This window comes from Chryseobacterium sp. FR054 (genome assembly GCF_056844565.1).
The window spans coordinates 717,029-730,821 of sequence record NZ_JBXDSA010000002.1 but is presented as its reverse complement, the minus strand read 5'-3'; the positions used below and the strand labels follow the sequence as shown (position 1 = coordinate 730,821).

General features: G+C 39.0%; 15 protein-coding genes. 8 read left to right on the top strand and 7 right to left on the bottom strand.

Annotated elements, in window-relative coordinates:
* Positions 1–74 precede the first annotated feature (74 nt).
* The 3 genes from AC106S_RS10675 to AC106S_RS10665 all read right to left on the bottom strand — a co-directional run bounded on the left by AC106S_RS10675 (position 75) and on the right by AC106S_RS10665 (position 2,451).
* Positions 75–977, bottom strand: a complete 903-nt coding sequence (locus AC106S_RS10675) for a T9SS type A sorting domain-containing protein (protein WP_482439052.1) — start codon at positions 975–977, stop codon at positions 75–77.
* A 188-nt stretch (positions 978–1,165) separates the two neighbouring features.
* Positions 1,166–1,756, bottom strand: coding sequence for an HD domain-containing protein (locus AC106S_RS10670; protein WP_482439051.1), 591 nt, complete (start codon positions 1,754–1,756; stop codon positions 1,166–1,168).
* A 20-nt stretch (positions 1,757–1,776) separates the two neighbouring features.
* Positions 1,777–2,451, bottom strand: coding sequence for an XAC2610-related protein (locus AC106S_RS10665; RefSeq protein WP_482439050.1), 675 nt, complete (start codon positions 2,449–2,451; stop codon positions 1,777–1,779).
* A gap of 289 nt (positions 2,452–2,740) precedes the next feature.
* On the opposite strand from AC106S_RS10665, the gene AC106S_RS10660 reads away from it, so the two are divergent.
* From AC106S_RS10660 to AC106S_RS10625, 8 genes are all read left to right on the top strand, one after another.
* Positions 2,741–3,070, top strand: a complete 330-nt coding sequence (locus tag AC106S_RS10660) for a PadR family transcriptional regulator (RefSeq protein WP_153399250.1) — start codon at positions 2,741–2,743, stop codon at positions 3,068–3,070.
* Between the two features lie 12 nt (positions 3,071–3,082).
* The gene (locus AC106S_RS10655) at positions 3,083–4,801 is read left to right on the top strand and encodes a PspC domain-containing protein (protein WP_482439049.1); all 1,719 of its coding nucleotides are present in this window, start codon (positions 3,083–3,085) and stop codon (positions 4,799–4,801) included.
* 312 nt (positions 4,802–5,113) lie between these two features.
* Positions 5,114–5,713: a 1-acyl-sn-glycerol-3-phosphate acyltransferase gene (locus tag AC106S_RS10650; protein ID WP_482439048.1), complete on the top strand. Its 600-nt coding sequence runs from the start codon at positions 5,114–5,116 to the stop codon at positions 5,711–5,713.
* 24 nt (positions 5,714–5,737) lie between these two features.
* Complete coding sequence (locus AC106S_RS10645; protein WP_482439577.1) at positions 5,738–6,169, top strand: PaaI family thioesterase; 432 nt, start codon at positions 5,738–5,740, stop codon at positions 6,167–6,169.
* A gap of 105 nt (positions 6,170–6,274) precedes the next feature.
* Positions 6,275–7,252 carry a hypothetical protein gene (locus tag AC106S_RS10640; RefSeq protein ID WP_482439047.1) on the top strand — a complete coding sequence of 326 codons (978 nt, stop codon included), beginning with the start codon at positions 6,275–6,277 and terminating at the stop codon, positions 7,250–7,252.
* A gap of 11 nt (positions 7,253–7,263) precedes the next feature.
* Entirely contained in the window at positions 7,264–8,355 is a 1,092-nt protein-coding gene (locus AC106S_RS10635) for an RNA polymerase sigma factor (protein ID WP_482439046.1), read from the top strand.
* Positions 8,342–9,244: a hypothetical protein gene (locus AC106S_RS10630; RefSeq protein WP_482439045.1), complete on the top strand. Its 903-nt coding sequence runs from the start codon at positions 8,342–8,344 to the stop codon at positions 9,242–9,244. Before AC106S_RS10635 ends, AC106S_RS10630 begins: the two co-directional genes overlap by 14 nt.
* A gap of 23 nt (positions 9,245–9,267) precedes the next feature.
* Entirely contained in the window at positions 9,268–10,224 is a 957-nt protein-coding gene (locus AC106S_RS10625) for a chorismate-binding protein (RefSeq protein WP_482439044.1), read from the top strand.
* Positions 10,225–10,454: 230 nt separating this feature from the next.
* Here the strand turns inward: AC106S_RS10625 and AC106S_RS10620 are convergent, their stop codons facing one another.
* The 4 genes from AC106S_RS10620 to AC106S_RS10605 are packed head-to-tail and all read right to left on the bottom strand — an operon-like array spanning position 10,455 to position 13,787.
* Positions 10,455–10,649 carry a hypothetical protein gene (locus AC106S_RS10620; RefSeq protein WP_482439043.1) on the bottom strand — a complete coding sequence of 65 codons (195 nt, stop codon included), beginning with the start codon at positions 10,647–10,649 and terminating at the stop codon, positions 10,455–10,457.
* A 5-nt stretch (positions 10,650–10,654) separates the two neighbouring features.
* Positions 10,655–11,257 (bottom strand): MarC family protein, encoded by a 603-nt coding sequence (locus AC106S_RS10615; protein WP_482439042.1) that lies wholly within the window; start codon positions 11,255–11,257, stop codon positions 10,655–10,657.
* Between the two features lie 44 nt (positions 11,258–11,301).
* Positions 11,302–13,041 (bottom strand): BatD family protein, encoded by a 1,740-nt coding sequence (locus tag AC106S_RS10610; protein WP_482439041.1) that lies wholly within the window; start codon positions 13,039–13,041, stop codon positions 11,302–11,304.
* Positions 13,041–13,787, bottom strand: a complete 747-nt coding sequence (locus AC106S_RS10605; RefSeq protein WP_482439040.1) for a tetratricopeptide repeat protein — start codon at positions 13,785–13,787, stop codon at positions 13,041–13,043. The genes AC106S_RS10610 and AC106S_RS10605 overlap by 1 nt, the downstream gene beginning before the upstream one ends.
* Between the last annotated feature and the right edge of the window lie 6 nt (positions 13,788–13,793).

Here is a 13,793-nt window from a genome sequence, read left to right as displayed (position 1 = left end):
TTTTTGATTTTTTTGTGGGGGGCGGCCGGCGCCCCCCCGAAACAATATCTTTAAATAACTCAAAACAGTTCCGGTTATTTTTTGATTATTCTTTTAGTGGTAATCAGTCCGTCTTTGAAATGAATTCTCAGAAAATAGATCCCGGCAGACAGGCTGCTTACATCTATTCTGTTATCTGTTAACCCCGAACTGTTCATTCTTCTTCCGTTTGCATCCGATATCTCTACGGAGTTCACAGAACGACTGCTCGTGATCGTCACAAAATCAGAAGCCGGGTTTGGAGAAATTTCTGCATCACCGATTGTTTTTACTTCTGCTACTCCCAGGTTCTGACCGATCAGCGTAAGAATAGGCTTGTATTTTTTAGACTGTACCTGAGAGGAAGAGGTAGAAGAAGGTCCGGTATAGTTGGTTGGGGGATTGGCAGGATCCGGATTGGTCGAATCATTCCTGTTGATGAGCGTCATATCTCCTGTATAGTCAGCAGTCTGATAGAAAGGATAAGTCGATCCGTCATTTCCAGGCCTGTTTTCGTCCACGGTGATCACAAGATTATCGGTACCGTTGTAGGAAAATGGTGTATCTAAAACCAGTGTAATTTCATTTCCATTGATGGAAACAGTCCCGCTTGTAAGTGATTTCTGCTGCTGGGCTACTGGAATCCATCCTGCTCCGGTGGGGCTTACCGTATTCTGGAAGCCGTTCAAAGCGGTGTGGCCGATCCATACATCTATTTCTCCTGTATTATTTAATGCAGACGGAGCATTTTGTGTATAGAACTTTAACTGCTGAATTGTCATCGGACCTCCGATCTCACCGGCCAGATAAAGCTGCTGGGATAACGTGTACGCATAATAGATCGATATAGGGGATGACAGCCCTACGTTGGTATCTACTCTTGTTCCTGAACCTATTGTTACCTGCGAATAAGAAAGGCCTGCAGCTAACAAGCCGACAAATAGTAATTTTTTCTTCATAACAATCTATTTTATTAATATTTTACTTAAATATACGAATATTAAGTATATAAAGAAATAAAAAAATCAATAATTCACTAAATCAATAACAAAAAAGGAATTTATTTATATTGTAAATTAAATTCTGTTATGCAAAAAAACACTGCTCAATCTGTGAACAGTGTTTTATTATTTTTATAAAAAACCGGCTATTTCAAAACTTTTTCCGTCTCCAGGCTTCTGTTCAGCAGAAATTCAAAAGCTTCTCCCATTTCATCTGATGCTCTGGTAATGGCCGTTTCCAGCATATTCCTGATCTGTTTTTCTGTCACTCCGGCTTCTGTCCAGCTTTTTCCTGAAGTATGGGAATTCAAAATAAAAGGCATGATCCGGTCTATGGAACACGCAAATATGGCATCCGGTGTTTTTTCTTCTTCAAATTCCAGCCACAGGTTAAAAAATTCCGTACGTAACGGCTCATCCAGGATACCGAATATTTTCTGTGCCGAAATTTTTTCTCTTTCAAATTTTCCTATCATTGCCTGTTCATCAAAAAGGAAAGTATCTCCGGCTTCAATTTCCACCAGGTCATGAATGGAAAGCATTCTGATAACCCTCAAAAGATCTATATCGGCACGGTTTTTTGCATAGGGATACAGGATTTGCGCCAGAATAATGATCTGCCATGAATGTTCTGCGGTATTTTCCCTTCTGGAATCGTCTGCGTTATAATTTCTTCTCTGTACATTTTTCAGGGCATCTACTGCCAGGATAAAATCAATCTCCTTCTGTATTTTCATCTTACTTTACAATTATCATTTTATTCGGTAGTTTTCTTCACTACCCATTTGTTATTCACTTTCTTTTTTACAGTAACTTTTACGACTTCATGGGTGTGATCCTCGATCTTTTCATACACCAGTACAATCCCTTTTTTAGGAACAACTTCATATTCATAGGTATAATAAGACTGCCCTGATCTGGCAAAAGTGGTCAGCCGTCTCTTTTTTTCATCCACCCCGAACATCCCCTGGTAGCCGCTTGCCAGTTCTGTGAGTTCTTCACTGGGTACAAACTGCATTTTTGTGGTGTTAAAAACATAAACATCATAGGAAGCGCTTCCGTAATTTCCACCGTTACCGTTTCTTACCGCCACATCTTCTGTTCCGTCAAAATTGAAATCACCGAAATATAAAGGTTCGTCACGAAACATTTCGCTGGTGATGGTCATTATATCTTTGGAGGGTTTAAAATTCTGTTTAAAGTAAAACACAAGATCCGGTGACTGAAACGTCTGTCTGATATTTCCGTTTTTATCAGACAAGATCACAGATCCCTTTCCCCTACATCCATCATCCACACAGTCTTCCACTCTGATTTCGGCATTGTATTTTCCGGAGGCATCGCTGATCTGAAACCGTTGCTGTGCGGTACATAGCGGGCCAAGTAGTGTTATTAAGGGTAATAAGCGGTAAAGTGATTTAGTATTCCTCATTGAGTCCGGTCGTATTTGAAATAAGAAAGTCTGTCACAAAAATACAAATCATTACCCGATTTTGGTCTTTTTAAGCTTTATTTTAACCTAATTTAATTTTTACGAAATTCATCTTCAAAAATTATTTTATTGACTTTCAATTGTTTAACAATTTTATTTTAAAAATTTCACTACTTTGTATTGCATAATACCATTTTAATTACATATCTTTGTAATGTAAAATCAGAATAGACTCATCTAGCTAGGTTTTTATTCTGAAACTATAACTAATTAACAAAACTTATTAAAGATGAATACCGAAAATACCAAAGCGCAGATGCGAAAAGGAATTCTGGAATTCTGTATTTTAAGTCTCATCAATCACCGTGAAATGTATGTTTCCGATTTGATTGATGAGCTAAAAAAAGGAAAACTGGATGTAGTGGAAGGAACCCTCTACCCTCTCCTTACAAGACTAAAAAATGGTGAGTTCTTATCTTACAGATGGGAAGAATCTACGGGAGGGCCACCAAGAAAATATTATCAGATCACCGAAAAAGGAAAGCTTTTCCTGGATGAACTTCAGAATACATGGAATGAGTTGACCACTTCAGTAAACCATATCACTCAAAAAAATTAAAAAAACAAAGCTATGAACAAGACACTCTCAATAGGACTCGCAGGTTTTTCTTTTACCATAGAAGAACACGCATATATAAAGCTAAGCGATTACCTGAATGCACTGAGAAGCTCACTGGATGCTTCAGAAGCGGATGAGGTAATGCATGACATAGAAATCAGAATGGTAGAAATCTTCAGAGATTCTCTTGGAAAACGTGAAGTGATCAACGATACCGACGTAGAAAAGGTAATTGCACAGATCGGAAGCCCTGAAAAAATTGAAGAGCAGGAAGAAGCCTATTATTCTGAAAAGACAACCAAGAAAACTTACAATTCAGGAACCGAATATACAGATAAAAAGCAGCTGTTCCGTGATCCTGAAAGACAAAAGGTCGCCGGAGTATGTGCAGGTCTTGCCCACTATGTAGGCATGGATATTACGGCAATGAGAGCCATCTGGCTGGGAATCTTCGTACTGGGGATCTTTACAGCAGCAATCTCTTCATCCCTGATCGGACTTCTTTATGTGATTCTCTGGATCGTACTTCCAAAAGCTGAAACAGCAGCAGATTTCCTGAAAATGAAGGGAAAGCCTATGAACTTCGACAATCTTAAGAATGAGTCTAATAAACTGGTACAGTTTGCCAATGAATCTACTCAGAGGGTCGGAGAAATGTACAACGAAACCAAACCTTACATCAACAATGCTGGGAGCGGAATCTGGAATGTACTGAAATATATTGTAGGAGGAATCTTCGTACTGATGGCCGTAAGCAGCATCATAGGAATCTTCGTGGTCTTCGGACTTTTCGGAACAGGTGCAGATTTCCCGGGAGCCAATAAAATGGAGTTTTATATGGGCGAAAACGGACTTGATAAAATCCTGGTTGCCATCATGGTATTAGGAAGTTTAATCCCGGCCATTATCTTCAGTTTATTAAGCATCAAGATCTTTTCTCCGAAAACAAAGCTGAGAAATATCGGATGGGTACTGGGAGGTATTTTTCTTCTCCTTCTGGGACTGGGAGCTTATTTCGGAGTAAGCATGGCCAAGAAAAACCTGATCTATAAAGGAAGTAAGGAAGACACTGAAAATATAGCGATCAATACCGCATCAGATACCTTATATGTAGATGTGAAGCAGGTAAACATTCCTCAAAGCTTTAAAGCCTATGACGATGATATTTACTCTGATAAGAAAACGGTATATGAAGAAGACTATATTTATGTGGAAGTAACCAGAAAACCGGATATTAAAACTCCATACCTGATCATTAAAAAAGAAGGAAGCGGCTATAACGTTCCGGTTCAGGTAACAGTACCGGTAGAAGTGGCGGATAACAAAATCATCCTTCCGAACTACATCAAGTATCCTTACGATCACAGATTCAGAAATTACAGAGTAAATTATGAACTGGTGATTCCTCAGAAAGCAGTGGTGATCCCTGTGAAAAATGACAGGATTGATTTTGACGGAGACCTGAATGGAGACGGCATCAATGACGATGATCAGGATAAAGATGAACATGGAAAGATCCGGATCGAAAAGAATAAAATCTCTGTAAACGGTTCTACCATTGAGTACAATTCTGACGATAAAGACAGCATTATCATCAACGGGAAAAAAGTTCCTAACTCACAGGCAGATAAAGTGATTGACTCTATGAAGTCCAGCATCAAAAAAATGAATAAAGATGTAGACATCAAGATCAAAGACGGCAAAAACGAAATTTCCATACAGACTAAATAATTAAACTTCAGAGAGTGCAGAAGGTGTGGGTGGAAGACAACCGTTTGAAATTCACACTCTTCTTTCTCTCAGAAACGAAAAAAAAATTAAATATTTAGTTCACTATGTTAAAAAAAAGTTATACCTTCGTATAGTTAAAAATTTTAACCAAATCAATAAAAAAATACCCTAACCATGGTACAAGTTGCACTAGAAATTGTAATAAAAATCGTAGATTTCATCAGCGGTTTGTTTTAAGAGCGATAATATTTCAATATATTTGTAAAGTATAACCACTTTGGTTATACTTTTTTGTTTTTAACCCGACAATTTATGAAAAAACTGATAGGTAAATTAATGCTTAAGATCCTGGGCTGGAAAGTTGTCCTTCAGGGCGATGTCAACAGTCTGAACAGATGTATCCTGGTGGTAGCTCCCCATACCCACAATATGGAATATCTGCTGGGAAACCTTGCCTATTGGTCTTTGAAAAAACCCATCAAGATCATCATTAAAGATGCCCATACCAAAGCATGGTACGGAAGTGTGGTAAAAGGACTCGGCGGAATCGGGATCGACAGGAGCCAGAAGAATGACCTGGTGAACTTCGTTGCCAAACAGTTTGAAAAAGAAGATTTCAGCCTTGTTATTACCCCCGAAGGTACCCGGAGCTGGGTCCCGAAATGGAGAAAAGGCTTCTATCATATGGCACTCGCAGCTAAAGTTCCTATCGTTTTGGCAGCAGGTGATTTTAAAAGAAAGATCGTTTATCTGGGCTACACTATTCCTTACGAAAGAATTGCTTCTGTTCCTTTTGCAGACATCATGAAAGAAATCCAGGAGTATTATGTTAAAAATGATATTGTTCCTAAAATCCCGGCCAACTGGAACCCTGATATTATGGGAAGCGGGCATGATGAGGCGAAAAGCTAATAAAAACTATCGACATACATGTATATTAAAAATAAAACAAAAGAAGAGATCCTGGCATTTCTAAACAGCTGGGGCGGTGAAGTTACCCTGGCTAAAAATGTGGAAATAAAATTCACTGATATTGACCTGGAAAACGAGACCCTTACCGCAACTATGCCTGTTCAGCCGAAAGTTCACCAGCCATTCGGTATTTTACACGGAGGAGCAAGCTGCGTACTGGCAGAAACCATGGGATCCAGCCTGTCCAATATTTTCATAGACGGGGAAAAATATTACGGAGTGGGCACCAATATCAATTCCAACCATCTAAGAAGTAAAAAGGACGGAACCGTTACGGCTGTGGCCAGATTCATCAGAAAAGGAAAGACCATGCACGTCTCGGAGATTGAGATCCGTGATGAAAAAGGCCAGCTGATTAATCATACTACCATGACCAACAACATTATAAACCGTTAAGTATTTTACACATAAAAAAATAAAAGACTCAAAATTATTGAGTCTTTTTTTATATACTTGCTGCAACCTTTTTATTTTTCTGCATCTTATAAGAAAAAGAGAACTATGAAAACATTATTTATTCCTTTCTTATTCGCATTATGTCTGTTTGTTTCCTGCAGCGACGGTAAAGATGATCAGGAGCTGTCGGAAAAAACGGTTTCATACGATGTATATGTAGCCGGTATAGAAAACAGCACGGCCTGCTACTGGAAAAACGGGCAGAAAACCAATCTCTCAGACGGCAGTAATATCAACCCGTCAAAAATAATAGTAGAGAATAATCATGTATACGTTTTTGAAAACAATGTCTTCTGGAAAGACAATATAAAAACGGATATAAGGCAGTATCTTTCTGTTCCCGCCGCTTTTTCACTGAAGATCCGTGAGTTTTATGTGAAAGACGGAGATATTTATTTACTGGGATATGTGGAAGATCCCAATGCCGCCAGCCCGGCACAAAAGTACCAGTTTTGCTACTGGAAGAACGGTGCCAAAACGATTATCGCTTATGATCCGGGAGAGATGGTTAATAACAATTCCAATTATTCTATGACCATTTTCCAGTCTGAAGTATATGTTTCAGGGCATCAGAAAATAAACGGAACCGTTAATTTCGGCTATTTCAAAAACGGAACATTCTATCCCGTGACCACCGGATACCAGACCAATGCAATATCATCCGGCGCTACCAGCATTTACCTTTCAGGAAACAATTTTTATAAAAACTTAGTTACAGGAACAGAAACTCAACTCAATCCTGTACCCGACGGGCTCAACGCCTCTTCCAATAAAATAATCATTGATAACAGTGATGTATACCGGATGACTTTAAAAAAATATTATAAAAATGCTGATGAGGTATCTGTAAACTGGCCTGCATTTCATGGTATTGCAGATATGAAAGTCCTGAATGAAAACATTTATATGATCAGATGGCTGGATGGTTTAAATCTGACTTATAAAGTATTCATCAATAATGTGGAGACCCAAAGTATATCAAGCGGCGGCAGATTTAACTCCATATTCGTCGTACAGAACTAAATACTACCATCATGTATAACAACAGTGACTGGCAAAAAATTTACAGTGCATATTCCCCAAAACTTTTGGGGATTTGCCGTAGATACATACAGGATCTTTCTACCGCGGAAGATATTCTTCAGGACAGTTTTATGGCTGCAATACAGAGAAAGCATCAGCTGAAAGATGAGAATGCCCTATTTTCCTGGTTGAAGAAAATTGTTGTTAATAATGCCCTGCAATACCTCAGGAAAAATGCCAAAGAAGTATTCATTGTTGAAGAACCTTCAGAAACCACCGAAATATCTTTTGCCATGAACGATACCCCTGAAGAAAAAAACCATATTCTTGCCTATGATTTCACCCGGGAAGAACTTCTGGCTTCTATTGACAGCCTTCCTTCCCATCATCAATCGGTTTTCAATTTATACTGTATTGAAAATTATTCCCATGCAGAAATCTCAAACATGCTTGGAATCCCTGTCAATACATCAAAATCGCATCTTTTAAGAGCCAAAAAATCAATACAGCATTACCTGATCAGTACCATTCTGAAAAACGACACTCCCAAAAGCAAGAAAAAACTTACGCAGCTGCTTATTTTCTTCGGCTTTGGTGGATTGCTCTGGGCACAGACTTTCAGAAACAGTTTTGCCGGTTTTTCCGTATCTCCCACTCAAGTGTTTACCATCCCGGAAGGTATGGATATTCAACCGGTACGTTTTGTATCCCATGCAAACAATCAATGGAAAATAAAGGTTATTGCCCTTGTTGCCGTACTCATTATGATCGTAAGCTACGTTATATTTTTCCACCCTCAAAAGAACAGTTTCCTTAGCAACAGCGCTGTCAATGAAAACAGTAAAAAGTCTGTACCCCACGGAAAAGAAATTAAAACAACAGGTGCTGAGCAGAACATCACAGAGGTTTCCGGTCAAAAAGATCCGGAAAACAAAGATCTCGGGGAACAGAAACAGATTTCAGGAAAAGATGAGATATCTGCCGCAAAGGCTATTACAGTGAAATCAAAAGGTGCAGGAGTGAGTACAAAAGATTCCGTACAGGAAAAGGTTATTGTTGTAAAAAAAATCATTCAGAGAGATACCATATATGTTGAAAGATAAATCGATATTCTTCATTCCTCTGCAAAAAATAGCAGTACTGCTCATTCTTTGCATGCTGTATCCGCTGAATGCCCAACGGAAAAAGAAAGACACAGTATATGTATATGAGAAAGTCATTGTACGTGATACCATTTATTTAGAAAAAGCCTTAAAAATACAGCCCAAAGGACTTTCTTTGAATCTGCCGGAAATTGCAATGCCCCAGCCAGAGGAGACCTTTTTCATCAGAGATGAGGTAAAAGGAATAACCGTCTCTATCTCCAAAAGAATAGAATTTGGAATTGAAGCAGGTACAGGAATGAAAAGAAGCTCCTGGGCCATAGATCCTTCCGGAAAAAAAACGCAATCCGGATTCAGTGTTGGAATATGGGCTTCAAAACCGATATATAAAAGATTTTCATTACTCCTTTCTGCCCATTTGTATTATTGGAATTCTACTTTTGACCTGGATGGAACTAAAGAAGATACCTGGCTGAACGGCTATTATTTTACAGACGATCATCAGCCGCTGCTTTTTCAAAAATTCAACAATAAACATATTGAATATGCTGCCCAGCTGAAAATCCTTTATGAATGGAAAAACATTCGCCCGTTCATAGGATTTCTTGCCAACCGGAACAGCTATACAATGCAGTTTCTGGTTCCTGAAAACAATGTTCTTAATAAATCCGATGATTTTAAGACTAATCAGATCAATTTTGGATTTACATTAGGTCTGCAATACCGGATCATGAGAAAATTTTTGATCTCTGTGGAATACCAGGAATATAAGATGAAAAATATTTCGTTAAAAAACAGCTCGTTTAATTTTGACATTTTTAAGACTAATAATACCTTTGCTGAAAGGAAAATCAACCTGGGAATTTCCTATTCTGTTTCCGGGTGGTGATTTTCAAAAACCTTCCACAGCTCATGATTTATTTCAAATTTCCTTTCGACGAAAGATTACATTCAACCGATGGCCGCCAAGACATAGAATCTGTAAGTTTTCACTCTTTCGATAGGCTCAGGCAAATCGGTTTCAAAGGAAATATAACAGAAACTTTTTCACCGGCAGCCCTTACTTCTGATATTCTTTTGAAAGATGAGACTCACTTTCACGCAGAAACAAAAGAAGAATACCTGCATACCTTACAGAATGTTATTGAAGTCATTAAGGAAGAACAGCTCCCCAAGCTGGTTTATTCAAGAAGAAAAATCTTCACGGAATTCGGGAGAATAGATCTTAAGGAAAGTTTTAACAGGTTATGTGAAAGCTATCCCAACGCGTTCCGGTACATTTTTAATGACGGGGAGAATGCATGGATGGGAGCATTTTCCGAAGTTCTCGGAAAATTCAGTAAAGCAACGTGTGAATTTGAAACGATGAGCCTTGCCGGAACTCTTCCTGTTTCTGAAGAATGGTCTGAAAAGGAAATTGAAGAACAGAAGCCGGTTACCTCCTATATTCAGAATGTTCTTGAGAATTATGCCGGAAACATTCAGGTATCGGATACCTATGATCATATTTCCGGAAATATCAAGCATCTCCGTACAGATTTCAAAGCGGTGATACAACCGGAAGATCTTGACCTTATTATTGCCGAGCTCCATCCAACCCCTGCGGTTTGCGGAATTCCCAAAGAGGTATGCAAAAGAAACATTCAGAAGTTTGAAAAATTCCCCCGCGAGCTGTATGCAGGATTTATAAGAATTGAAACGGAAGAAAGTGTTATGTACTTTGTGAATCTGCGATGCGCAAGACTGTATCAGGATGCTGTACATGTATTTGTAGGGGGCGGAATTACCGCACAGAGTAATCCTGAAAAGGAATGGAGGGAAACAGAACTGAAATCTGAGGCTATTCTTAAAAATCTGGTGACTACTTAACCTGAGTACGGGTTAAGGAATTCAGGGATAAAAGGCTTGAAGATGGAAGAAGGAGGCTGGAAGTTACTTCCGGTATAGATACTGAAGTTACCGTAAGATCAGATGATCTTAAAAGATGGCTGTGGGATTCGTAATTCCTCTATTTCAAGTCTGTATCAGGCTAATCCCAATCCATTAAAAAAACCTCTCCCATCAGGAAGAGGCCGTATATTGACTATATCAATTCGCAATTATTTTTTCACCCCGATTCTGCTCCATGTATCCAGTACAAATAACAGAATAAGACCAATTACAGCCGAGGCTATTGAAAATACAAACTTAAGGTTATCTTCAGATAAAATATCTGTCTGCCAGTCGATAGCGTAAATATTGATGGCGATGAAAACGATAAATACGACTAAAAATACTTTATAAAACTTCTGCATGATTCTTAAAAATTAATATAATTCTGCACCAATTGGGCAAAGTTTGCGGTGAATAATTTTATTGAAATCGCTAAAAGGATAATCCCGAAAACCTTCTGAAGAATAGACAGTGTTGCCTCTCCCATTTTGTTCTCCAGCCACTTCGCTGATTTCAGCACCAAATATACGAAAATTGTATTGAGAATGATCCCTAAAATAATATTAATATCATGAAATTCAGCTCTGAGGGATAAAGTCGTCGTAAGTGTTCCTGCTCCGGCTACCAGTGGAAACGCAATAGGCACAATGGACGCAGCTTTAGCTTCTGTGGTCTTATTGATTTCAATTCCGAGGATCATTTCAAGGGCAATAACAAAAATAACAAAAGCTCCGGCTATGGCAAAGGAATTCACATCTACCCCGATAAGCTTGAGGATCTTGTTTCCCACAAACAGAAAAACGATCATAATCGCTCCGGCAGTAATTGATGCCTTTCCTGCTTCAATCTGGCCGAATTTCTGCTGAAGGCTTACCACAATAGGTACAGAGCCGATGATATCAATTACGGCAAAAAGAACCATAAAGCAGGTAACGATCTCTTTAATAGAAAAATCATTAAATATTTCCATCTCTTTGTAATTAAAAATTTCGCAAAAATATGAAAAAAAATTGATTATTTGCTAATCTGAGTATATAAATTAACCACTGCTTTTAACAGATCCTCAATTCCTTCTGCTGATTTCAACGGGGAATATTTCTCCATCTGGATTCTCTGCATCAGATTTCTGTACTCCTCCGCAACAGATGAGCCTTTCTCGTTTTCAAGGAACGCTTTAAAGTCTCCCGAATCTGCCTGTAAATGCTGATTCCTTACTTCTATATCCATTTCTTCCAGGGTATCAAAGAATTTGGCATATTCTCCGTTATCTTTAAGGTTTTCCAGGTAACTGAAATAATCATTGATGTCTGTTTTCAGCATTTCTTTGATCTCCTGCTCGGTTTCCGCCACAGAACCCAGTGGTTTTGAAGATACTGTTTCTTTAACTAACGCACGTTTTTTCTGCCAGGTCTTAAACAGCAGATAAGCAACAAATAATCCTATAAGAATCGCAATGTTGGTGAAAAGAATATTCCAGTGGAATTTATGTTTTTCTTTAACTTTCAGGGTCGTTGTCTTTAAGACCGGAGTATTAACGGTTTCCAGAAGGCTGTTGGTATATTCATTTACTTTTTCAACGGTAGAGCGTGATTCCAGGATCTGTTCGTGGGAGAAAGCATTAAGGGCTACAAATTTCTGCCCTGTTTCTACATATTCCCGGCTCTCCGGATCAAAAAATGCAAACTGTTCCGTTTTTACAGAAATTGCTCCCGGTTTTTTAGGAATCACCACATAATTCGCAAGGATCTCGCCTTTCATTCCCGTAGTACCGGGAACAACTTTGGACGTAATTTTTGGGGTAAAGAATTCATAATCCGGAGACGATGCAATCTTAGGCAGCTCCATATCCGGAAGATTCCCTTCTCCGGTTACCTTCACCACTACGTTGACCGGTTTATCTACTTCAATCTTTTCTTTTGAGGTATTATAAACGCTTACCTTAAAGTTTCCTACTGCATTTTTAAACCCGTCCGGTGAACCTTCAGGAAGTTTCTTTACGTTAAGTTTTACTTTATTGGAAACTATTTTATTCTTTTTGGCATAAGAGCTTACCGAAGCGGATACGGACGGAACCTCCACATATCCTGCCTCATTGGGAAACACCATGAAAACGGCCAGGATCTGAGAAGCCATATTTCCGTAACCGGACGGGTCTATCTCAGATTTTCCGAAACTTACAGGGTGTACGTTGATATTATCCTGCTGCGGAAGACGGATATTTTTTACTTTCCTGAAGTTGTCCATATTTTTGGAATATACCCTGAGAACAGCTATTGTAGGCTGATCCTGGTAAACTTCACGGTCTTCGATCTCCATATTCAGGTAGACATCCCCGGAAGTATTATTCGCCAGGGATCTTTTATCCACAACATCTTTGATATTGATATCGAAAGGTTCTGTCTTGTAAATTCTGTTATTAAGGTTCACCAGTACGGAACCAATCTTGATCTTGCCTTTTTTCTTCGGTTCAAGGGCAATTCTGGATATTTTCTGGGTAATAACGGTATTGGTAGCCGGATCAACCAGGGTATTGGTTACCGAGCCGCTTCCGATTATGGTAAATTTTGAAAGATCCGGGAGCTGAAAGCGGGTCTGGTGATCGATATCACTTCCATTGATCTCCAGAATAATGGTAAGATTTACAATATCTTTTCCGCCGTATTCGCTTTTATCGGTTTCCAGGGATAGGTTTACCTGTCCGTAAGAGATTACGGAAGCCAGAAAAAATAATATGTAGATCAGTTTATGCTGCATCACCAGTCTTTCTCATTGCTCTGAGGCATTGAATAAGAGTCTTTGTTGAGGATCCTCCGGGCAGTTTCTTTTTCTTTTTCGTTTACTTTATCCATTATAGCGTTCTCCAGATTTTTCGGGATTCTGCCGTCTTCTTTTGGTTTTTGCTGAGGCTGGTCTCCCTGCTCACCTTTTCCTTCATTCTGCTGGCCACTTCCCTGATCCTGCCGCTGATCTTTCTGATCACCCTGCTCCTCATTACTTTTATTGCGTTCGTCGCCACCACCTTTTCCGGAATTATTCTTTTTATTTTTCTCCTGCTGCTGTTTTTCTTTTTCTTTCAGCTTGGCAATTTCATAATTTTTTCTTGTTGCTTCATTATACGGATCCTGCTTCAGCGACTGCTTGTAATAGTCTGCTGCTTTCTCCGGCTGGTTCATCTGCATATAAGTGTTCCCCAGATTATGGAGAGCAGCGGCAGCATCAGGAAGGGTTTGGGAAAGTTTCCGGGCTTTTTCAAATTCTTCTCCGGCCTCCTCATACTTCTTGCTCTTATAAAGTGCATTTCCCAAATTGTAATGGGCCGTAAAATCTTTTTCATCCAGCTTTACCGCTTCCATGTATTTGGAAGAGGCACCGTCATAGTTTTTACCGTTGAATTTCTGGTTTCCTTCATATACTAAAGTCCTGTACCTTTCCTGCCCGGACGCAATGCCTGGGAGCATGAAAGCAATAATTAACGATAAAAATAAGATTTTAGTATTCATCCTTTG